General features: G+C 72.4%; 23 protein-coding genes, 1 tRNA gene and 1 pseudogene. 12 read left to right on the top strand and 13 right to left on the bottom strand.

Going from position 1 to position 18,085, the window contains the following annotated elements:
- The first annotated feature begins 85 nt into the window (after positions 1-85).
- From WBK31_RS23640 to WBK31_RS23620, 5 genes and pseudogenes are all read left to right on the top strand, one after another.
- Entirely contained in the window at positions 86-670 is a 585-nt protein-coding gene (locus WBK31_RS23640) for a pyridoxal-phosphate dependent enzyme (protein ID WP_406673143.1), read from the top strand.
- Between the two features lie 67 nt (positions 671-737).
- Positions 738-1,181, top strand: a complete 444-nt coding sequence (locus tag WBK31_RS23635) for an SRPBCC family protein (RefSeq protein WP_406673142.1) — start codon at positions 738-740, stop codon at positions 1,179-1,181.
- A gap of 202 nt (positions 1,182-1,383) precedes the next feature.
- On the top strand, positions 1,384-1,863 hold the full coding sequence (locus tag WBK31_RS23630) for a hypothetical protein (protein WP_364055703.1): 480 nt from the start codon (positions 1,384-1,386) through the stop codon (positions 1,861-1,863).
- Positions 1,794-2,012, top strand: a pseudogene (locus WBK31_RS23625) (histidine kinase); the annotation flags it as partial. The gene WBK31_RS23630 and the pseudogene WBK31_RS23625, both read left to right, overlap by 70 nt.
- 190 nt (positions 2,013-2,202) lie before the next feature.
- Positions 2,203-2,814 (top strand): response regulator transcription factor, encoded by a 612-nt coding sequence (locus WBK31_RS23620; protein ID WP_364055700.1) that lies wholly within the window; start codon positions 2,203-2,205, stop codon positions 2,812-2,814.
- A gap of 15 nt (positions 2,815-2,829) precedes the next feature.
- On the opposite strand, the gene WBK31_RS23615 is transcribed toward WBK31_RS23620, so the two are convergent.
- The 7 genes from WBK31_RS23615 to WBK31_RS23585 all read right to left on the bottom strand — a co-directional run bounded on the left by WBK31_RS23615 (position 2,830) and on the right by WBK31_RS23585 (position 7,578).
- Complete coding sequence (locus tag WBK31_RS23615; protein WP_406673141.1) at positions 2,830-3,537, bottom strand: hypothetical protein; 708 nt, start codon at positions 3,535-3,537, stop codon at positions 2,830-2,832.
- Positions 3,450-3,914 carry a hypothetical protein gene (locus WBK31_RS23610; RefSeq protein WP_364055694.1) on the bottom strand — a complete coding sequence of 155 codons (465 nt, stop codon included), beginning with the start codon at positions 3,912-3,914 and terminating at the stop codon, positions 3,450-3,452. Before WBK31_RS23610 ends, WBK31_RS23615 begins: the two co-directional genes overlap by 88 nt.
- 125 nt (positions 3,915-4,039) lie before the next feature.
- Positions 4,040-4,951 carry an NAD(P)-dependent oxidoreductase gene (locus tag WBK31_RS23605; RefSeq protein WP_364055691.1) on the bottom strand — a complete coding sequence of 304 codons (912 nt, stop codon included), beginning with the start codon at positions 4,949-4,951 and terminating at the stop codon, positions 4,040-4,042.
- Positions 4,948-5,148: a hypothetical protein gene (locus WBK31_RS23600; RefSeq protein WP_406673140.1), complete on the bottom strand. Its 201-nt coding sequence runs from the start codon at positions 5,146-5,148 to the stop codon at positions 4,948-4,950. The genes WBK31_RS23605 and WBK31_RS23600 overlap by 4 nt, the downstream gene beginning before the upstream one ends.
- A 1-nt stretch (position 5,149) precedes the next feature.
- A complete protein-coding gene (locus WBK31_RS23595) occupies positions 5,150-5,416 on the bottom strand; it encodes a hypothetical protein (RefSeq protein ID WP_406673139.1) in 267 nt (88 codons plus the stop codon).
- 727 nt (positions 5,417-6,143) lie between these two features.
- Positions 6,144-6,220 (bottom strand) — tRNA-Ile (locus WBK31_RS23590).
- Positions 6,221-6,645: 425 nt separating this feature from the next.
- Complete coding sequence (locus WBK31_RS23585) at positions 6,646-7,578, bottom strand: LysR family transcriptional regulator (protein ID WP_364055682.1); 933 nt, start codon at positions 7,576-7,578, stop codon at positions 6,646-6,648.
- Positions 7,579-7,682: 104 nt separating this feature from the next.
- On the opposite strand from WBK31_RS23585, the gene WBK31_RS23580 reads away from it, so the two are divergent.
- The gene (locus WBK31_RS23580; RefSeq protein ID WP_364055679.1) at positions 7,683-7,901 is read left to right on the top strand and encodes a DUF6158 family protein; all 219 of its coding nucleotides are present in this window, start codon (positions 7,683-7,685) and stop codon (positions 7,899-7,901) included.
- Entirely contained in the window at positions 7,898-8,134 is a 237-nt protein-coding gene (locus WBK31_RS23575; protein ID WP_364055676.1) for a hypothetical protein, read from the top strand. Before WBK31_RS23580 ends, WBK31_RS23575 begins: the two co-directional genes overlap by 4 nt.
- A 57-nt stretch (positions 8,135-8,191) precedes the next feature.
- Here WBK31_RS23575 and WBK31_RS23570 read toward each other — a convergent pair whose 3' ends face one another.
- A complete protein-coding gene (locus WBK31_RS23570) occupies positions 8,192-8,974 on the bottom strand; it encodes a hypothetical protein (protein WP_406673138.1) in 783 nt (260 codons plus the stop codon).
- A 187-nt stretch (positions 8,975-9,161) separates the two neighbouring features.
- On the opposite strand from WBK31_RS23570, the gene WBK31_RS23565 reads away from it, so the two are divergent.
- Positions 9,162-9,941, top strand: coding sequence for a putative hydro-lyase (locus tag WBK31_RS23565; RefSeq protein ID WP_406673137.1), 780 nt, complete (start codon positions 9,162-9,164; stop codon positions 9,939-9,941).
- On the opposite strand, the gene WBK31_RS23560 is transcribed toward WBK31_RS23565, so the two are convergent.
- Complete coding sequence (locus WBK31_RS23560; protein WP_406673136.1) at positions 9,904-12,123, bottom strand: ATP-binding cassette domain-containing protein; 2,220 nt, start codon at positions 12,121-12,123, stop codon at positions 9,904-9,906. The genes WBK31_RS23565 and WBK31_RS23560 overlap by 38 nt on opposite strands.
- Before the next feature lie 52 nt (positions 12,124-12,175).
- On the opposite strand from WBK31_RS23560, the gene WBK31_RS23555 reads away from it, so the two are divergent.
- Entirely contained in the window at positions 12,176-12,787 is a 612-nt protein-coding gene (locus WBK31_RS23555) for a TetR/AcrR family transcriptional regulator (RefSeq protein WP_406673135.1), read from the top strand.
- Here the strand turns inward: WBK31_RS23555 and WBK31_RS23550 are convergent.
- Genes WBK31_RS23550 through WBK31_RS23540 form a run of 3 tightly spaced genes read right to left on the bottom strand, consistent with a single transcriptional unit; the run spans position 12,741 to position 14,705 of the window.
- Complete coding sequence (locus tag WBK31_RS23550; protein WP_364055661.1) at positions 12,741-13,325, bottom strand: ATP-binding protein; 585 nt, start codon at positions 13,323-13,325, stop codon at positions 12,741-12,743. The two genes, WBK31_RS23555 and WBK31_RS23550, sit on opposite strands and share 47 nt — an antisense overlap.
- A gap of 23 nt (positions 13,326-13,348) precedes the next feature.
- The gene (locus WBK31_RS23545; protein ID WP_364055658.1) at positions 13,349-13,738 is read right to left on the bottom strand and encodes a PPOX class F420-dependent oxidoreductase; all 390 of its coding nucleotides are present in this window, start codon (positions 13,736-13,738) and stop codon (positions 13,349-13,351) included.
- Positions 13,739-13,793: 55 nt separating this feature from the next.
- Complete coding sequence (locus WBK31_RS23540; protein ID WP_364055655.1) at positions 13,794-14,705, bottom strand: aryldialkylphosphatase; 912 nt, start codon at positions 14,703-14,705, stop codon at positions 13,794-13,796.
- Positions 14,706-14,853: 148 nt separating this feature from the next.
- Between WBK31_RS23540 and WBK31_RS23535 the strand changes: the two genes are divergently transcribed.
- Both WBK31_RS23535 and WBK31_RS23530 read left to right on the top strand, forming a co-directional pair.
- On the top strand, positions 14,854-15,318 hold the full coding sequence (locus tag WBK31_RS23535; RefSeq protein ID WP_364055652.1) for a TIGR02611 family protein: 465 nt from the start codon (positions 14,854-14,856) through the stop codon (positions 15,316-15,318).
- Between the two features lie 130 nt (positions 15,319-15,448).
- Positions 15,449-16,348, top strand: a complete 900-nt coding sequence (locus WBK31_RS23530; RefSeq protein WP_406673134.1) for a TolB family protein — start codon at positions 15,449-15,451, stop codon at positions 16,346-16,348.
- 45 nt (positions 16,349-16,393) lie between these two features.
- Here the strand turns inward: WBK31_RS23530 and WBK31_RS23525 are convergent, their stop codons facing one another.
- Positions 16,394-16,714: a co-chaperone GroES gene (locus WBK31_RS23525; RefSeq protein ID WP_364055646.1), complete on the bottom strand. Its 321-nt coding sequence runs from the start codon at positions 16,712-16,714 to the stop codon at positions 16,394-16,396.
- 75 nt (positions 16,715-16,789) lie between these two features.
- On the opposite strand from WBK31_RS23525, the gene WBK31_RS23520 reads away from it, so the two are divergent.
- Positions 16,790-18,046 (top strand): ArgE/DapE family deacylase, encoded by a 1,257-nt coding sequence (locus WBK31_RS23520; RefSeq protein ID WP_406673133.1) that lies wholly within the window; start codon positions 16,790-16,792, stop codon positions 18,044-18,046.
- Positions 18,047-18,085: the final 39 nt, after the last annotated feature.

Here is an 18,085-nt window from a genome sequence, read left to right as displayed (position 1 = left end):
GGGGTGCGGGCCACCGTCGTCCTGCCGGACACCGCACCCGAGCTGAAGGTGAGCGCCGCGCCGGCTCGGCGCCGAGGTGGTGATCGTGCCGCCCGCCCTGCGGGAGGACGCCTGCCTGGCGCTGTCCGACCGGTTCGGCGCGGCGATCATCCGCTCCGACGCGTTCGACGTCATCGCCGGGCACGGCAGCGCCGGAGCCGAGATCGTCCAGGACCTGCCGGACGCGGGCTCGGTCCTGGTGCCCGTCTGCAACGGCGGCCTGCTCGCCGGGATCGCGGTGGCGGTCAAGGCCACCTGCCCGGCGATCCGGGTGATCGGCGTCGAACCCGAGCTGGCCGCCGACGGGGCGGCCAGCTTCCGCTCCGGCACGCGTACGGCCTGGCCGGTGGAGCTCACCTACCGCACCCGCGCCGACGGGCTGCGCGCCCCCGTCCTCGGCGCCCTGGCCTGGGAGCACATCCACCGGTACGTGGACGACATGGTGACCGTGACCGAGGACGCCATCGACACCGCCGCCGCCCTGCTCCTGCGCGAGCTGGGGGAGCGCGCCGAGCCCAGCGGCGCGGTCGCCACGGCCGCCTACCTGGCCCACCGGGCTTCCCTGCCGCCGGGACCGGTCGTCACGATCCTCTCCGGCGGCAACGTCGCCTCCGCCGCGGCGGCGAGCTAGCGGCGGCGAACCAGTGGCGGCCGGGCGGGGCCAGCGCGTACGGAATACTTGCAAGCAGAGGAGAACCATGCCCAGTACGACGTTCAGCAACGTCTTCCACGTCCCTGCCCCGCCGCCCGCGGTGCTCGCGCATCTCAGCGAGCCGTCGAGCTACATCGGCCTGTCACCGCTCGTGGTGGCGGTCCGCGACGTGCGCAAGGAGCCCGGCGTGACCCGGTACGTGTCGGTGGAGCGCTTCCGCTTCCTCGGCTTCATCACGTACGACAACCTGATCGAGGTGACGCTGCGCACCACCGAGGACAGCGTCGAAGGCGAGGTGGACAGCCCCGGCGGCGTGCGGCTCGTCTACCGGTTCCGGCTGACCCCCGACGGCACGGGGACGGAGGTGGAGGACGTGCTGACGGTGCACGCCACGCTGGCCCCGGTGCTCTGGTACGCCGCCCGCAAGGCCCGCCAGGTCCAGCTCGCCCGCGCCGGCATCCTCGCCGCCCGCGCCGCGACCCTGACCTGAGCCTGACCGGAGACCGACCAGGCGTCGAGCCCGCCGGGCTCGACGCGTTCCACCAGGCCGAGACCGCCTGGCTTACCGGCACGGGACGGCGGCAGGCTCCCGGCCGCGCGCCCGGGAACACGATGACCCGGCGACCGCTCCGCTGCCATCTCCCCCTGCCGGGGGAGGGCACTTCCGGGGGCGTCGGCTAGGGTCGGGCCACGTGAAGCGCCACCTCACCCAGGCCGTGCGGGCCGGGGTCTACCAGCTGCTGGGCGCTGCGCTGTTGTCCCCGGTCGCCGCGGCGCTCGGCTTGCTGATCCTGACCGCGCTGACGCCGGGACGCGTACTGGTGCTGTGGGCGGCATGTCTGCCCGCCTCGGTGCTGCTCGCGATGCTGCCGCTGACGCGCCGCCTGGAGGTGGCCGCGCTGTCGGATCTGCTCGACGTCGTCGTGCCCGAGCGCGGTGACCGCCTCTACCTGGTGGCCCTGACCAGCCTGCACCTGTACGTCGGCGCGACGCTGAGCGCGGCCGTGCTGGCCCTGTCTCCCGGGCTGCTCCCGCGGGCGTGGCGGACGGCTCCGGTGAGGTGGCCGAGGTGCTGCTGCTCGCCGCCGTCGTGCTGGCCGCGATGGTCGCCGCGGGTCTCGGCCAGCGCTGGGCCGCGCGCCGGCTGCTGCGCTCAGAGCCGTCCCAGCTGATCGACGAGCTCGGCCGCCGCCAGTCGCTCGCTCTGGAACTGCACGACTCCGTCGGCCACGCCCTCAGCGTCGTCCTCGTGCAGGCCATGGCGGCCGAGGCGGCCCTGCAGCGAGCCGCCCCCGCGCTCGCCGCGCAGTCGCTCGGACACCTGACGGCCACCGCCCGCGATGCCCAGCAGCAGCTCGACGTGCTGCTCAGCGTGCTCGACGACGGCACGACGGGCAAGACGCCCACCCTGGAGGCGCTCGGCACGCTCACCCGCGGCCTCGACGTCAGGGTCAGCGCCGACCCCTTGGACAGGGTGCCTGTCGCGGCTCATCCGCTCGGGCTGGGCCACCATGCTCTCCCTCCACGACGACATCGAGGTGACCGCCGAGGCCGCCGACGGCCGCGCGGCGGTCACGGCCGGCGCCGGCGCGGACGTCGTGCTGATGGACATCCGCATGCCCGGGATGGACGGCCTGACCGCGACGCGGGAGCTGGCCCGCCGCTCCCCGAGGACGCGCGTCATCGTGGTCACCACGTTCGAGAGCGACCAGCTCGTCTGGGGCGCGCTGCGCGCGGGCGCCGCCGGGTACGTGCTCAAACGCTCGCCCGCCGGCGACCTGGTGGAGGCGATCCGCCTGGTGCACCGCCGCGACGCGGTGCTCTTCCCCGACGCGCTGCGCCGCATCGCCTCGCCGCACGTCGGCTCGGCCCGGCAGCGCGTACCGGTCGAGCTGACGCCGCGCGAGCTGGACGTCCTGCGGCACATCGCGCTCGGACAGAACAACGCCGAGATCGCCTCGGCGCTGCACGTCACCAGGGAGACGGTCAAGACGCACGTCGGCAACCTCCTGGACAAGCTGGGCGCCCGCGACCGCACCCAGGCCGCCGTGCTCGCCTACGAGCTCGGTCTCGTCGGCACCGGCGTCGCGGAGACGGCGGAGAGCCTCTGGCATCGAGAATGACCCGGGCCACCCCGATCAGGGCCGGACATGGTCCGCCCGGCGACGCAGCCAGTAGGCCAGGACGGCTCCGGCGAGCAGCACACCCCACAGCGGGTACGGCCAGAGCAGCAGCGCCACAGGCTGACCGCGCACGACGGAGTCGATGACGAGCCCCGGCGAGGCCAGGCAGCAGATGCCCGCGACCGTCCCTCCGGCGATGACCGGCAGCCGCACCGGGACGGTACGGCCGTGGACGATCGGCACCCAGCGCGGGAACACCTCGCCCCACCTGCTGATCAGCCCGAGGGTCAGCACGGCGCCCCCCAGCGCGGCGAAGGCGAGAAGCAGCCCCTGGAGCCGGGTGTCGGCCGCGAGCGGCCCGGTGACGCCGGAATCGGTGGGCCACGGGGTCAGCCAGGTCAGCCGGTACAGCGCGTACGGAAGCGGGCACATCGCCGCCCCGATCGTGGCGACGCGTCCCCACCTGACGGCGGACTCGGGCCTGATCCAGCGCGACGGCTCGCCCGTCCTGAACGCCTTCGCCGCGATCACCGTCCACACCGCGCAGGCCACGGCATTGGCCAGCGTCCAGCCGAGCCGCCCGCCGTACGAGGCGAAGTCCCTCGTGATGTTGCCCATATAGCGTCCCACCAGGCTCAGCGCACCGAACCCGGTGACCGTGTCCGCCACCGCCAGGACGGCCAGCGTGGCGACGCCCACCAGTCCGGACCACTTCCCGCGCACGGCCGCCACGACCACTTCCCGCGCACGGCCGCCACGACCACGACACCGAGCAGCGCCACGGGCCCCAGGATCGCCACACCATAGGCCGCGACCGACATGATGCCGGCGTCGGAGAGCACCACACCGAAGAACAGCAGCTCGGCGACCGCTCCGGCGCGCACCAGCGGCCCCGGCCCGACGATCACCGCCAGGCCCACGAGCCCGGCGGCCACGGTCATCGGGCCGGTCACGTCGTGCTCGAGCAAGTGCGTGAGCGACACCGTGACCCGGTCGGCCGCGCCGAACGGGTAACTCGCGGGGGTCGTCCACCACATGATCCCCACCGCGGTCACGGCGATCGACAGGAGTGCGCCCAAGATCCGGATGCTTCTGGTCATGCTGGTCACGCTAGGAACTCGCGGCCGTCGTCACCTCCCCCATCTGGGGGAAGGCGCGGAACCGGCCTTGCGGGGGCGCATCGCCCGCCGGCACGGTGATCCGGCACGGTGATCCTGGACGGCGTCTAGGCCAGGCCGGCCAGCCCTTCCCGGTAGGACGGGTAGGCGGGCGTCCACCCCAGCTCGTCCTTGGCCAGGCCGGTGCTCAGCCGCAACCGCGTGCCCACCATGAGGGCGTACATGTACGGCGTGGCGCGCAGCAGCCATCCTGGCACCGTCAGCGGGACGGGACCGCCGGCCGCCCTCGCCAGCTCCCTGACGTACTCGTCGAACCGGACCGGATGGTCGTCGGCGATGTTGTAGGCCCGGCACGGCCTGCCGCGCTCCAGGGCCGCCACCGTGGCGGCGGCCGCGTCCTCGATGTGGACGAGCGAGACGGTGCTCGCGGGGCGGGGGACGGGAAGCAGCCGCCTCCTGGCCATCCTCACCAGGCGCCAGGTGGTCGGTTCCGGGCCGTAGAACATGCCGTAGCGCAGGGAGATGCCGCCGATCGCGAACACCTGCTCCTCGTTGGCGCGCATCGAGCGCATGTGCGGGTCGAAGGCTCCCTGGCCGGGTTCGGCGAAGGGGCGATCCTCGGTCACCGGCTCGTCGCCGTGGTCGCGGTAGCCGTACCCGAGGAAGAACGACTGCGTGAGGAACCTGCGGGCGCCGACGAGCCCGGCGGCCTCCACGAGGTGCGCGGTGCCGCGCTCGCGCAGGGCGTCGGTGGCGTACAGGGCGCGGTGGAAGAGCGGGAGCCCCGTGATCGCGGTGGCCTGATGGATGACCGCGTCCGCCCGCAGGCCGTCGAGCGCGGTCAGGAGCGCGTCACGGTCCATCACGTCCGCGACGACGGCGGTGGCACCCGCATCGGCGAGCCTCCGGGCGCCCGCGGCGGATCTCGTGATGCCGCACACCTGGTGACCGGCGGCGAGCAGCTGACGTACCAGGACCGAGCCGAGCGTGCCGGTCGCGCCGGCGATCAGCACGTTCACGCGCCCGCCCCCTGACCCGCCCGGCGGGCGGACGGCACGCACAGCCCGGCCACCAGCCCGATGCCGATTTGGAACACCCCGGCGTCGCGCCGGAAGCGCACGCGGTTCGGCCTGGCCCAGGCGGCGAACCCGGCCGGATCCAGCCACGCCGACACACCCGCGACCAGCAAAAGGACGATCCTGATGAGGACGTTCATGTCAGACCTCCACACTCTCGCCGGCCTCGACGTGCCCGCGCGCGGCCTGCCCGTCGTACGGATGATGCGCCGGGACAGCGTGCCCGAAGCAAGGAGACAGACGCGGGGCGGCGACCCAGACGCTCGCCGCGCGGGCGAAGCAGTCCGCAAGCCCGATGCCGACGAGGGCGCGGACGAAGCCGTCGCCCGCGACGCCGGCCCAGGCGTGCGGCTGGACGAACGCCCACACGAAGTGCATCAGGGGGCGATGATCAGCCAGGGGACTCACGAAGGGCTCCTTCTACCAGCACTTCAAAGGCATCCGCGGCGATAAGTCCGACTCGCTCGCCCACATCGGGGCCGAGCATACCGGCCGCCTCATCGCCGGTGCGGACAAGCCACCGGCGCGAGCGGCGACAAGATGCACACCCTTCCCGACCTGGTGCTTGGAAGCCCACGCGGGCAGCCGGAACCTGGAGACGGCCGTACGCGCCTGGGCCCGGCAGAACGCGACGTCCAGGCGTTCCAGATATGCGTTGACCTCATGCGCATGGACCATCTGCGCTCGCTGTGGCTGGAACTCGGCGGCGGACCTGACGAGGCCGACGGCACGCGACCTCTCCGACGCCCGGCCGCCTGATCGACACGACCTGTGCCGCTCAAGACCTCGCCGCCGAAGGCACCTCTGCTGCTCAGGACGGTGTCGCTGAAGGGATCTGCTGCTCAGGGCCTAGCCGCTGAAGGCGCCGGTGCCGACCGATTCTGCGGCGGCGGCTCTCCGCGCACCACCACCAAGGCTCGCATCCAGACGCCGCGGCATTCGTCGTCGTCGATCACGGCGGACTTGTACACGACCGTGCGTGCCGGAGTTGGCGCGAGAGCCTGCGGAGGCGAGCGGCGCGATGGTGCCGCGGGCGGTCCGTGAAGGGTGACCGTCCTGAACTGATCCCCTCGGTCTCCCTGCGCCCGGATCGGGGGCTCCCCCGATCCGTGATCAAGGAATCCGCTGGTCAGCGTGGTAGGGCGGGTGGGACTTGAACCCACGACCCACGGATTATGAGTCCGATGCTCTGACCGGCTGAGCTACCGCCCCTGGATGAAGTTGTGTCGCGTGCGGCGCGGCGAGAAGGATCTTGCCGTGGCCTGGCGCTAACCAAGGCTAGAGCATCGGATCCGGTCGTGGTGCCGGGCCGGGCGGGAGAAACGGGCTCCGCCGACATCATTCCACGTCTTCCGGGCTTGGTGGAGTGCCAGACGATCATATTCTCCGTCGGCGTAGCGCCATGCGTGGCTGGTCGGGGTGGGGTGAGCGGGGACGGGGGCGGTAGGAGCCGGTCAGAGCGGGACCGAGGCCGGGTACGGCGGTCGCCGTGGCCTCTCGTCGGTGCCGGCCTCCGGCCTTATGGGAGCGGGGGTCGGCCTGCGGCCTCGTGAGACCGCGGCGGGCCTGTCCGGCCTTATGAGCCGGCGGGTCGGCGGTGCGGTCAGGCGGCGTGGCTCTCTGACGCGGATGCGGTGCTAGGGGGTGGTGCCGTAGCCGGGGTTGCGTACGAGCCAGTCGGAGTACACGGGGCTGCGGCGTACGGCGTCCCGATGCGCCTGCTTGGCCTGCGAGATGACCCACTCGGCCTCGGGGGCGGTGGGGTGGCGGCCGAGCAGTTGCCGCCAGCGCAGCGGCACTCCCTCCAGCGGCACCATGACCAGGCCCGGGGCGGCCTGGTGGGTGGCCTGGCACAGGACGACGGCCCGGCCGACCTGGGCGAGGTGGGTGCAGGTGGGCACGTCGGTCTCGTAGATCGTCCCCGGCGTGAACCCCGCCCGCGCGCACGCCATCGCGAAGCAGTCGGCGAAGCAGCCGTCGCCCGGCGTCACCGCCCACTGTTCGTCGGCGAGGTCGGCCAGCGACACCTCTTTCTCCCGCGCGGCCGGATGATCCTCGGAGACCAGCAGGAACACCGGGTCGATGCTGATGGTCTCCCAGAGGAGCGTTCCGGTGGGGGTGCCGGAGTCGCCGCAGGCACCCGTGAGCACGTAGTCGAGGCGGCCGAGCTCGACCATGCTGTTCAGCTCGTACGTCGACCACGACGTGTACGTGCTGACCTTCCGCTCGGCGGCGAGGCGGTCGACCAAGCCGCCCAGGATCGGCCCGTTGGTGGCGCCTATGCGGAAGCTGGGGGAGGGGGCCTGAGCGAAACGTACGGCTTCGTCCTGCAGTTCCTTGGCTGCGGGGAGAAGCACGCGCGCGCGGGCGAGCACGAGTTCGCCGAGGCGGGTGGGCCTGGCGCCGTGGCGATCACGCTCGAAGAGGGCGCCGCCGAGCGCCCTCTCGATGCGCTTGAGCTGCGCGGTCAGGGCCGGTTGTGCCAGCCCGAGCAGGGAGGCGGCCTTACTCACACTTCCCGCGTCCGCGACCGCGCGGACGATCCTGAGGTGCCTTAGCTCGAGGTCCATAACGGGAAGGTAAAGCGACGACATCTTACAGACAATGCCTAATTGTCAGGAAATGTGACAGATGTTGTCCGAACGTTCCTGGGTAGGGGGTTCGCATGACGACGATGGGAATTGATCCGGCCCAGCTCAGCGACGAGGACGTCGTGCGCGAGCTGCGCCAGCTGCACGCCACCAGGAGCGACACCTTCTTCCACGGATCGGACGACGCCCTCGTCCACCACACCTCGCGGACCAACGAGCTCGAGGCCGAGTACCTGCGCCGTTTCCCCGACAGGGAGGTCGACCCGGCCAGGCTGAGAGAGGGAGCGAGACAACGATCATGACTGACAGGCACGATGTGCAGGCCCTGTCGGACGTCGACATCTACGTCTACGAGGCCGTCGCCGCCCAGACCGTCGAGTCCGGCGGCGCGTGGCTCGACGGGTTGACGCACGCGTCAGGGCTGAGCGAGGAGGAGGTGCGGGAGAGCCTCGCGACGTTGATCGGGCACGGGTACGTGGTGCCGCAGGGCGACGGCTACGGGCTCGGGCCGCACACCTTCGAAGTCGAGTACTGAACCGCACACGTTCGAAGTCGAGTACTGAACTCCACCAGTCCCCGCCCCGCCGTCAGCTCACCTTGTGGTCGCTGCCGGCGATGGTGTCATGCCGCCGGCCCATGCGCGGGTCCCCTGCCGCCGGCCCCGCCGCCCTTTCAGAGCGGGTCGGTGGTGAACGATGACCGTGCTCTGAGCACGCCTGCGCGCTCCGCCGTCAGCCGCGTGGCCAGGCGGGACCGGCCATGGGACGCGGTGCGGGCGCTCGCCGGCGAGGTGCCTGCGGGCGGCGACGTGTGCGACGACCGAGCCGAGCACGGCGTGCACTCGGTCCACGCGGGAGGGCAGCGGGGCGTCCCGGGGCCGGCGAGCAGGGTCTCCGGGTCGGGCAAATTTGAGGTCGCGCAGCCAGGAGAGCAGCTCGTATCCGGCCGCCTCGCCGACCGCGCCGGTGACCAGCTCGGCCCGTACCTCGTCGGGGGCCTTGATCGTGTGCGCGAGTGCGATGGCGGCCGGCTCCCAGGTGCGGGGGCTGGGCCAGGCGCGGGCGGGCCCGTCGGGGACGTTGAGCACCGGCTCGGGCCGTACCCGCAGGAAGGCGCCCACCAGCGCCCGCGTCCGGTCCACATCAGCGCAGACGCCGTAGCCCTCAAGGGACGGAGTGGAGAAGCCGCCGGTGAACCCGTCGGCGACCGAGGCGGCGCTGACCGTCCAGTCGAGGTGGATCAGCCGGTTGGCCAGCGGCGCCGGCAGGTCCCACCCGTCGGCGGCCTGCTCGGGCGGGTTGGCGGCGGCGACGATGCGTACGGAGGCGGGCAGCGTCAGGTCGCCGACGGCCCGTTCGAGCACGACCCGCAGCATCGCGGCCTGCACGGCGGGCGGGGCAGGCTCGCCGTGACGGCGACGGACAACGCGTCCAGGGTGCACAACCCCCTGAAGCGGGTCACCGAAGTTGACGCAGATATCATCGTCAACTTAGGTTGACGGACACGAAGATGTCAAGCCCGCGATGGTGGACCGGCGCACCCCGCGCTCTTACTGTCGAGAGGTGAACGTCGCCGACCTGAGCCCCGCGCAGGCGCGGGAGCGGTTCCGTTCCGGCGAGCGGGGGCCGACCGCCGGCTGGTGCCGGGGCTGGACGCAGGCCAACCTCATCGCCGTGCCCAGCGAGCTGCGCTACGACCTGCTGCTGTTCGCCCACCGCAACCCGCAGGCGTGCCCGGTGCTCGACGTGGGCGAGCCGGGGGCGTACTCGACCGAGCTGTTCTCCGGTGACCTGCGCACGGACCTGCCCGGCTACCGTCTCTACCGCGACGGCAGGGCGGTGGCCGACCTGGACGAGGTGGTGGAGGAGTGGCGGGCGGATCTGGTGCCGTTCCTCATCGGGTGCAGCTTCACGTTCGAGCGGGCGCTGCTGGCCGCCGGGGTGCCGGTGCGGCACCTGGAGGCGGGGACGAACGTGCCCATGTACGTCACGTCCATCCCCTGCGAGCCGACCGGCAGGCTGTCGGGGCCGCTGGTGGTGTCGATGCGGCCGGTGCCCGAGAAGCTGGTGGCGACCGCCGTCGAGGTGAGCGGCCGCTACCCGAGGGTGCACGGCGCGCCCGTGCACATCGGCGACCCGGCCGCCATCGGCATCCGCGACCTGGGCGCGCCCGACTACGGCGAGCCGGTCGAGGTGCGGGACGGCGAGGTGCCGCTGTTCTGGGCGTGCGGGGTGACGCCGCAGCAGGCGGTGCTGGCCGGCGGCGTCGAGTACGCGATCGGCCACCTGCCCGGCCACATGGCGATCATGGACGTCCGAGACGACCGCTATCGAGTGACCTGACGAGATATTTCGCCGTGTAGGTGGAGGCGGAGCACAGCTCGGCCGGCGTGCCCTCGAACATCACCTCGCCACCGAGCCGCCCCGCCTCCGGCCCCATGTCGATCACCCAGTCCGCGTGCTTGACCACGTCGAGGTCGTGCTCGACCACGATCACCGTGTTGCCCGCGTCCACCAGCCGGTCGAGCAGCGCCAGCAGCGTGTCCACGTCGGCCGGGTGCAGCCCGGTGGTCGGCTCGTCGAACACGTAGACCCGGCCCCGCTCCCGCAGCCGGTGCGCCAGCTTGAGCCGCTGCCGCTCGCCGCCCGACAGCGTGCTGAGCGGCTGCCCCAGCGTCAGATAGCCGAGCCCCAGCTCCACCAGCCGGGCCACGCCCGGCAGGCCGAACAGCTCCGCCGCCTCCTCGGCCGTCATCGCCAGCACGTCCGCGATCGTCCGCCCGGCCAGCCGGTACGACAGCGCCTCGGCGTTGTAACGGCTGCCCCCGCACGCGTCGCAGACCCGGGTCACCGGATCCATGAACGCCAGGTCCGTGGTGATCTCACCGCGCCCCTTGCACGCCGGGCAGGCGCCCGCCGAGTTGAAGCTGAACAGCCCGGCCGGCACCCCGTGGGCCTCGGCGAACATCCGGCGCAGCGGGTCCATGGCGTCGAGGTAGGTGGCGGGCGTGGAGCGGGACGAGGCGGCGATGGGCGACTGGTCGATGAGGATCGTCTCAGGGTGCTGCTCGACCAGCTCCTTGCGGACGAGCGTGCTCTTGCCCGAGCCGGCCACCCCCGTCACGGCGGTCAGCACGCCGAGCGGCAGGCGCACGGTGACGTTCTTGAGGTTGTGGGCGCTTGCGTCCGCGACGGTCAGCCTGCCGGACGGCCGGCGGACGCGCTCCTTGAGCCCGCGTGCGCGCCGCAGCATGCGCCCGGTCAGCGTGTCGCCCGCGGCGAGGCCGGACACCGGGCCCTCGTAGACCACGCGGCCGCCCGCCGTACCCGCGCCGGGCCCCATGTCCACCACGTGGTCGGCGAGCGCGATCAGGTCGCGGTCGTGCTCGACCACCAGCACCGTGTTGCCCTTGTCGCGCAGCTCGAGCAGCAGATCACCGAGCCGGTGCACGTCGCGCGGGTGCAGGCCGGTGCTGGGCTCGTCGAAGATGTACGTCATGCCGGTCAGGCTGCTGCCCAGGTTGCGCACGGTCTTCAGGCGCTGCGCCTCGCCGCCCGACAGCGTGGGCGTCTCCCTGTCGAGGCTGAGGTGGCCGAGCCCGACGGCGTCGATGCGGCGCAGCGTCTCCACGGCCGCCTCCGCCACCGGGTCGTCGAGCCCTTCGAGCACCTCGATCAGGGAGGTGACCTCCATCGCGCAGTAGTCGGCCAGGTTGCGCCCGCCGATCGTGGAGGCCAGCGCGGCGGCGTTGAGCCGGGCGCCGCCGCAGGCGGGGCAGGTGCGCTCGGTCACGTAGGGGCGGGCCTCCTCGTCCACCTGCTCGCGGGCCCGCTTGAGGTAGAGGCGCTGGAAGCGGAGCGCGACGCCCTCGTACGTGTTGTCGTACTTGCCGCGCTTGACCTTGAAACCGCTGCCGTACAGCAGCAGCTCGCGCTCGCGCGGCGTGAACTCGCGCAGCGGCTTGGCCGGGTCGAACAGCCCCGACCGCGCGTAGATCTGCCAGGCCGCCGAGCCGATCGGGAGCAGCGCGAGCGCGCCCTCGTCGAGCGAGCGGTCCTCGTCGATGAGCTTGCCGAGGTCGAGCTCCACCTTGCGCCCCAGGCCGTCGCACTCGGGGCACATGCCCTGCGGGTCGTTGAACGAGTACGCCGTCGCCGGGCCGGCCGACGGCTCGCCGCGCCGCGAGAACAGCACCCGCAGCAGCGCGTGGACCTCGGTCATCGTGCCCACCGTCGAGCGCGCGCCGCCGCCCACCGGCTTCTGGTCCACGACGACGGCGGCCGTCAGATTGGCCATGCGCTCGGCCTTGGGCCGCTCGTGCTTGGGCAGCCGGTGGCGGACGAACGCGCTGAACGTCTCGCCGAGCTGCCGCTGCGACTCCACGGCGATCGTCCCGAACACGATGGACGACTTGCCCGAGCCGGACACGCCGGTGAACACCGTCAGCCGCTCCTTCGGCAGCCGCAGTGAGACGTCCTTCAGGTTGTTCTGCCGCAGGCCGATCAGCTCGATGTCACGCGACACGGTGGCACACCCCCATAGCTTTGGCTAACAGTATTAGCCTAAGCTAACGGGTATGACCGGCATTCCGGATCGGCGGGCCCGCCGCAGGGCCGAGACGCAGGCGGAGATCCTCGGCATCGCGCTCGACGTCATGGCCGAGGAAGGCGTGGCGGGGCTGAGCCTGGCCACCGTCGCCAGGCGGCTCGGGGTCCGGCCGCCCTCGCTGTACAAGTACTTCCCGTCGCGGCACGCGGTCTACGACGCGCTGTTCCGCCAGGGTCAGGAGGGATATCTCGCCGCCGTGCGCGGGCCGGGCGGGCAGGGGCTGGCGGGGGTGGGCGCGGCGCTGGAGGCCGGCGCCCGGTGGATCATGGACAACCAGGTGCTGGCGCAGCTGCTGTTCTGGCGGCCGGTGCCCGGCTTCACGCCCTCGCCCGAGGCGTACGCGCCCGCGCAGGCCGTACACGAGCACTTCCGCACGCTGATCGAGCAGGCCGTCGAGCGCGGCGAGCTGCACCCCGACGCCGCCGGGCCCGAAGGGCTCGACCTCGCCTCCTCCCTCATCGCCGGGGTCGTCTCGCAGCAGCTCGCCAACCAGCCCGGCGTCACCTACGAGCAGGGCCGCTTCACGCGGCTCGTCAGCCGGCTGCCGGACGTGCTCGCGGCGGTATACCCGCCGCCGTGAGCTGCTCGCCGATCGCCGGCGCGCCCGGCCGGTTGTCGATCTCCAGATGCGGTACGGCGGGCGGCTCGTCCACCCGGATGTTGCGCAGGTAGTCGTCGAAGGCGGCGAGCTTGCCCGCGTCGCGCGAGAGCCCCCTGGCCACCAGCCGCTCGCGCAGCGTCGGCCCGTCGGAGCGCACCCACAGCAGCCGCACCGGCGGCCCGCCCAGCTCCGCCACCCACCGCTCCCAGCGGGCCGCGTCGTGCACCTGCGCGGTGAACGGGCCGTCCAGCGCGACCGGGCAGCCGTGGCCGCGGATCTGCCGGGCGATCCTGGTCAGGCCCGCGTACTCGTACCGCTTGATGTGCTCGTCGTACCAGGGGCCCTCGCGCTCGCCGTCGGGGCGGCCGTGGGCGCGCAGCACCGCGGCGGCGAAGTCGCCGTACACGGTGTCCTTGTCGAGCAGCGCGGGCACCGGGTCGAGCCGGGCGAGCAGTTCCGCCGCGACCGTCGACTTGCCCGCGCCCGGCGGCCCGCTGATCACCCATACGGTCGTCATGCGATCACCGTACGCGGGTCCGGTCAAACGGTGCGGCTCCGCCGGTCGCCGTCCAGGCCCCAGGAGATGACCTTGGACGGGGTGATCCTGATGACCTCGCGGGAGAAGTACGGTAGCGGCGGGTCCACGTCCGCCAGCGCCTGGGCGGTGCCCCTGATCTCGATCCCGCGCACCACCCACGGGTCCACCGAGGCCAGGTCGTCCACCACGAGCGCCACCGTGCTGCCCTGCCGCACGTTGGCGAACTTCTTCGACCTGCCCATCGCGTGCCCGCCGATGGTGATCGTGCCGGTCCCGGCGTCGACGAAGAAGCCGACCGGGTTGTTCTGCACCTGCCCGTCGGGGGCGACCGTGGCCAGGCGGCCGAGCCGCTGACCTGCGAGATAGTCCAGTTCGGCTGCTGTGAAGATCATGCGGCTCAGTCTGCAACCTTGACTTCGGTTGAGGTCAAGGGCGAGGGACGACGGGTCAGGAGGCGAGGCCCTCGGTGAGCCAGCGCAGCGGGTTGTCGTGGGTGATCGAGCGGATCACCTCGTCGCCGGCACCCGCCTCGCGCAGGCGCGGCAGCAGCGCGTCGAACAGGTCGGCGTAGCCGGGGCCGTCGTAGCGGCGCACCTGGGCGACCCGGCTGAGACCGGTGCTGAGCAGCAGGCGGCCGGCGTGGCCGTCCTCGATGAGGCCGAGCGCGATCCTGGCCGTCTCGTCGGCGCCGCGGGCGAGCGAGCCGAGGGAGACGTACGCCCCCGCCTCGGCGATCTTCCTGGCCGTGCCGAGGTCGCCGCCCGTGTAGCCGACGGCGACGCGGGAGGCGGGCAGGTTCTGGCCGAGCAGGATCTCCAGCAGCGCGAACGCGTTCCTGCCGTGCGTGGCGACCGGCAGCCGGGTGCGCAGGGACGCGCGGGCGGCGGCGATCAGGGCGCGCTCCTCGAACGCGGTGGGCTCGGCGCCCCAGCAGCCGACCTCACCGATCACGCCGGGGAAGACGCCGGTGCCGTCCAGGCCGCTGAGGATCTCCTCCATGAGGCGGGCGGTGAGCTTGTCCACGTCGGCGTCGCGGGTGTCGCTGAACGGCTGAGCGTACAGGCCGGTGGAGGCGATGACCGGGACGCGGCTGGCCGCGGCGATGCGGGCGAGCGCGGCGGCGTCGCGGCCCATGCCGATGCAGGTGAGGTCCACGACGAGGCCGAGCCGTCCGGACAGGCGGAGCTCGCGCAGCTCGGCGGCGACGGTCTGCTCCTCGTCGAGCCACCGGTGCGGGTCGGAGTCGATGCCGACCGCCCAGCGCATGTCGTTACGCAGGTGCTCGTGGGGGAGTACGGCGCCGTCGATGGCGTCCAGGCGTACAGGGCCGGTGACGGTACGGAGCAGAACATCGGGCATAGCAGACATTAACCGATGTTTGCCTGGCATGGCCTGCTTGAGCAGGAAATTTTACAGAAAACGGCGTTTCAATGCCTTGCTAGTCATCTGCAAGTGGCGGCGAAGGACGGGCCGTATCCTGGGGTGCACACCGACTGCAGGGGGACGTGTGCAGGTACAGAACTCCGACACCGGCGACGCCGACGTGGTGAAGGACGAGGCGGCCGCCCGCTCCAGCATGCCCGCACGCCGCAGGGGCCTGCACGGCTGGCTGGACGGCATCAGGGCCACGCGCACGGGCGCTCTCACGCTGAAGATCGTGGTCGGCCTGGTCGGGACCGTCATGGTGGTCGGCGGGCTGATCATGGTGCCGTTCCCCGGGCCCGGCTGGCTGGTCGTGTTCGCGGGGCTCGCGGTGCTGTCCACGGAGTTCCACTGGGCGCGCAAGCTGCTGGAGTTCGGCAAGCGCACGCTGCACGCCTGGACGGAGTGGTACAAGCGGCAGGGCTGGATCGTCCGCATCCTGGTGCTGATCGTCACCGCGGCCTGCGCCGCGGTCATCGTCTACGCCGGGCTGCGCACGCTCGGCATCGACATCATCAAGCTCGGTCTCGGCTTCGTCCAGACCCGATAGGCCCAGACCTGATAGGCATCGCTGCGGAAATCCGGCGATCGGCCTGTCTAGTCTGCGGGACGTGATCGCTCACCTTGCCGCCGCACTGACCTTATCTGTTTCTGCATCCGTCTCTGCAAGCGTCTCCGCCGTGCCCGCCGCCGCCCAAAGCGCCGCCGACCTGCGGTTGCCGGGCACGAACGGCATGACCTACCGCGAGCAGCAGGGCGATCCCGTCCGCCTGTCGGCCTACGGTCTCGGCACCAAGCGCACCTACCTGCGCACGCCCGCGGGCAACGCCTTCACCTGGGAGAAGAACCTGTCGGAGGTGTCGGTCGCGCCGGGCGGCACGCTGACGGCGGGAGTGCCGGCCGCGTACCGGTCCGGCTACGACTCCCTGGTCGTCACCGACCGCGCCACCGGCCGCAGCACCACCATCCGCACCGTGAAGAAGCCGCTGACCGCCTCTTACGCCTCCTGGTCACGCGACGGCAGGCGGGTCGCGCTGACCGTCGAGCAGAAGGTGCGCGGCGCCTGGCAGGTGCTCGGCTTCACGGTGGTGGACGTCGCCGCCAAGCAGGCGCGCACCGTGCGGATCTCCGGGCTCAGCCCCAAGGCGGGCTTCTGGTGGAGCCCCGACGGGAACCTGGTCGCGCGCCACGGCACCGGCCTGCGCGTCCACCGGCCGTCGGACGGGGCGGTGCTGCGCACGTACGCCAGCGCCGGCCTGCCCACCGGCCCCGAGGACGCCTACTCGCCGTCGGGCCGGCGGCTCGCCACCTGGTGCCCGGCCCGCTTCAAGGAGCCGATCTGCCTGGTCGACGCGGCCACCGGCACGATCGCGCGCAGGGTGGCGGCACGGCCGGAGGCGGTGTTCGGCTGGTGGGACGAGAGCCATCTCATCGCCGTCATGGCGCAGGGGAACGCCCACCGGCTGGCGGTGATCGACTTCAGCGGGAAGGTGACGCGGGTGCTGGCCGGAGTGCCGGCCGAGACGTGGGACTCGGACCTGTGGCTCTCCTTCACGCGGACGAAGCCGCAGGGATCATAGGGAGCCCGCGAGTCACGGGGGAGTGAGGGGTCGGACGGGCGCTGATCAGAGGTAGAGGCCGGTGCCGTGGTCGGTCTCCTGGGTGGCCACCGCGTGCAGGTCGCGCTCGCGCATCACAAGGTAGACCTGCGCGTGGATCTCCACCTCGAACTGGTCTTCGGGGTTGAACAGCACCTTGTCGCCGACCTTGACCGAGCGCACGTTCGTGCCGACGCCGCAGACCTCGCCCCAGGCCAGGCGGTTGGCCATCTTGACCGTCGCGGGGATGACGATCCCGGAGCCGCTGCGCCGCTCTTCGGCCTCCGGCTCCATCTTGATCATCACGCGGTCGTGCAGCATCTGAATCTCGAACTTGGGCTCTTCCACGGCTCAAGTTTACGAGCAGGCGGACGCACCGGGCTCCAGGACGGTGGCCCGCGCACCCGTGAGAAGGTGTGCTCCATGCACGACGTGGAAGCCCGGGTCCTCGATGCCATCGACGAGCCCGAGACCGTGAACCTGCTGGCCGAGACCGTCAAGGTCCCCAGCGTGACCGGCACCGACGCCGAGTCCGAGCTGCAGCACCGCGTCGCCCGCCTGCTCACCGAGGCGGGCATGGACGTGGACGTCTGGAAGCTCGATCTGCCCGACCTGACCGCCCGCCCCGGCTTCCCCGGCACCGAGGCGCCGAGGAGCGAGGGGTACGGCGTCGTCGCCGTCACCCCCGGAGGCGAGGGACCGCCCGCCCTGGCACTCCAAGGTCATGTGGACGTGGTGCCGACCGGCGACCTCGCCAAGTGGGCGGGCAGCGACCCGTTCGCCGCCCGCATCACCGGCGACGTACTGCACGGCAGGGGCGCCTGCGACATGAAGGCCGGCCTGGTGGCCAACCTGGCGGTGGCCCGCGCGATCCACCGCGCCGGCGTCAAGCTGGCCAGGCCGCTGGCCGTGCACTGCGTGATCAGTGAGGAGGACGGCGGGCTCGGCGCGTTCGCCACCCTGGCCAGGGGGCACACCGCCGACGCCGCGGTCATCACCGAGCCCACCTCGGGCGCGGTGATGACCGCGAACGCGGGCGCGCTGACGTTCCGCATCGAGATCGCGGGAAGGGCCGCGCACGGCGCCACCAGGAACGAGGGCGTCAACGCGATCGAGGCGTTCTGGCCGGTGTTCGCGGCGATCAGGCGGCTGGAGGCCGAGCGCAACCGCGACGTGCCCGAGCTGTTCGGCGACAACAGGCTGCCGTACCCGATCGAGGTGGGCACGGTACGCGCGGGCGACTGGGCGAGCACCGTGCCCGACCTGCTGGTCGCCGAGGGGCGGCTCGGGGTGCGGCTGGACGAGGACCCCGCGCAGGCGCGGGCGGCGTTCGAGTCGGCGATCGCCGACGTGTCCGACCCCTGGCTGCGGGCCAACCCGCCGGTGGTCACCTGGCCTGGCGGGCAGTTCGCCAGCGGCCGGCTGCCTGCCGGGCACGAGCTACTCGGGCAGGTGCGCGACGCGGTGGCCGCCGTCACGGGCACGACCCCGGCCGAGACCGCCGCACCGTACGGGAGCGACCTGCGCCTGTACGCGGCGGGCGGCATCCCGACCCTGCACTACGGCCCCGGCGACGTCCGCTTCGCGCACGCCCCCAGGGAGCAGGTGCGGCTGAGCGAGATGCTGGAGGTGACCCGCGCGATGGCGCTGCTCGCGGTCCGCCGCTGCGCAGCCCGCTGAGGAGCGGCCCCGAGGGACGGCCCTGAGGGACGGCCCTGA

This window comes from Nonomuraea sp. N2-4H (genome assembly GCF_045291505.1).
Taxonomy (GTDB): domain Bacteria; phylum Actinomycetota; class Actinomycetes; order Streptosporangiales; family Streptosporangiaceae; genus Nonomuraea; species Nonomuraea fastidiosa.
Note: the sequence above shows the minus strand (reverse complement) of the source record. Positions and strands in the feature narration are given on the sequence as shown.

Bases quoted from the DNA above. Each gene is read 5' to 3' on its own strand.
- WBK31_RS23585 (WP_364055682.1), bottom strand. From the start codon at position 7,578: ATGGACCTCGAGCTAAGGCACCTCAGGATCGTCCGCGCGGTCGCGGAC.
- WBK31_RS23570 (WP_406673138.1), bottom strand. From the start codon at position 8,974: ATGCTGCGGGTCGTGCTCGAACGGGCCGTCGGCGACCTGACGCTGCCC.
- WBK31_RS23580 (WP_364055679.1), top strand. From the start codon at position 7,683: ATGGGAATTGATCCGGCCCAGCTCAGCGACGAGGACGTCGTGCGCGAG.
- WBK31_RS23635 (WP_406673142.1), top strand. From the start codon at position 738: ATGCCCAGTACGACGTTCAGCAACGTCTTCCACGTCCCTGCCCCGCCG.
- WBK31_RS23600 (WP_406673140.1), bottom strand. From the start codon at position 5,148: ATGAACGTCCTCATCAGGATCGTCCTTTTGCTGGTCGCGGGTGTGTCG.
- WBK31_RS23540 (WP_364055655.1), bottom strand. From the start codon at position 14,705: ATGCCCGATGTTCTGCTCCGTACCGTCACCGGCCCTGTACGCCTGGAC.
- WBK31_RS23520 (WP_406673133.1), top strand. From the start codon at position 16,790: ATGCACGACGTGGAAGCCCGGGTCCTCGATGCCATCGACGAGCCCGAG.
- WBK31_RS23545 (WP_364055658.1), bottom strand. From the start codon at position 13,738: ATGATCTTCACAGCAGCCGAACTGGACTATCTCGCAGGTCAGCGGCTC.
- WBK31_RS23550 (WP_364055661.1), bottom strand. From the start codon at position 13,325: ATGACGACCGTATGGGTGATCAGCGGGCCGCCGGGCGCGGGCAAGTCG.
- WBK31_RS23575 (WP_364055676.1), top strand. From the start codon at position 7,898: ATGACTGACAGGCACGATGTGCAGGCCCTGTCGGACGTCGACATCTAC.
- WBK31_RS23610 (WP_364055694.1), bottom strand. From the start codon at position 3,914: ATGACCAGAAGCATCCGGATCTTGGGCGCACTCCTGTCGATCGCCGTG.
- WBK31_RS23620 (WP_364055700.1), top strand. From the start codon at position 2,203: ATGCTCTCCCTCCACGACGACATCGAGGTGACCGCCGAGGCCGCCGAC.
- WBK31_RS23555 (WP_406673135.1), top strand. From the start codon at position 12,176: ATGACCGGCATTCCGGATCGGCGGGCCCGCCGCAGGGCCGAGACGCAG.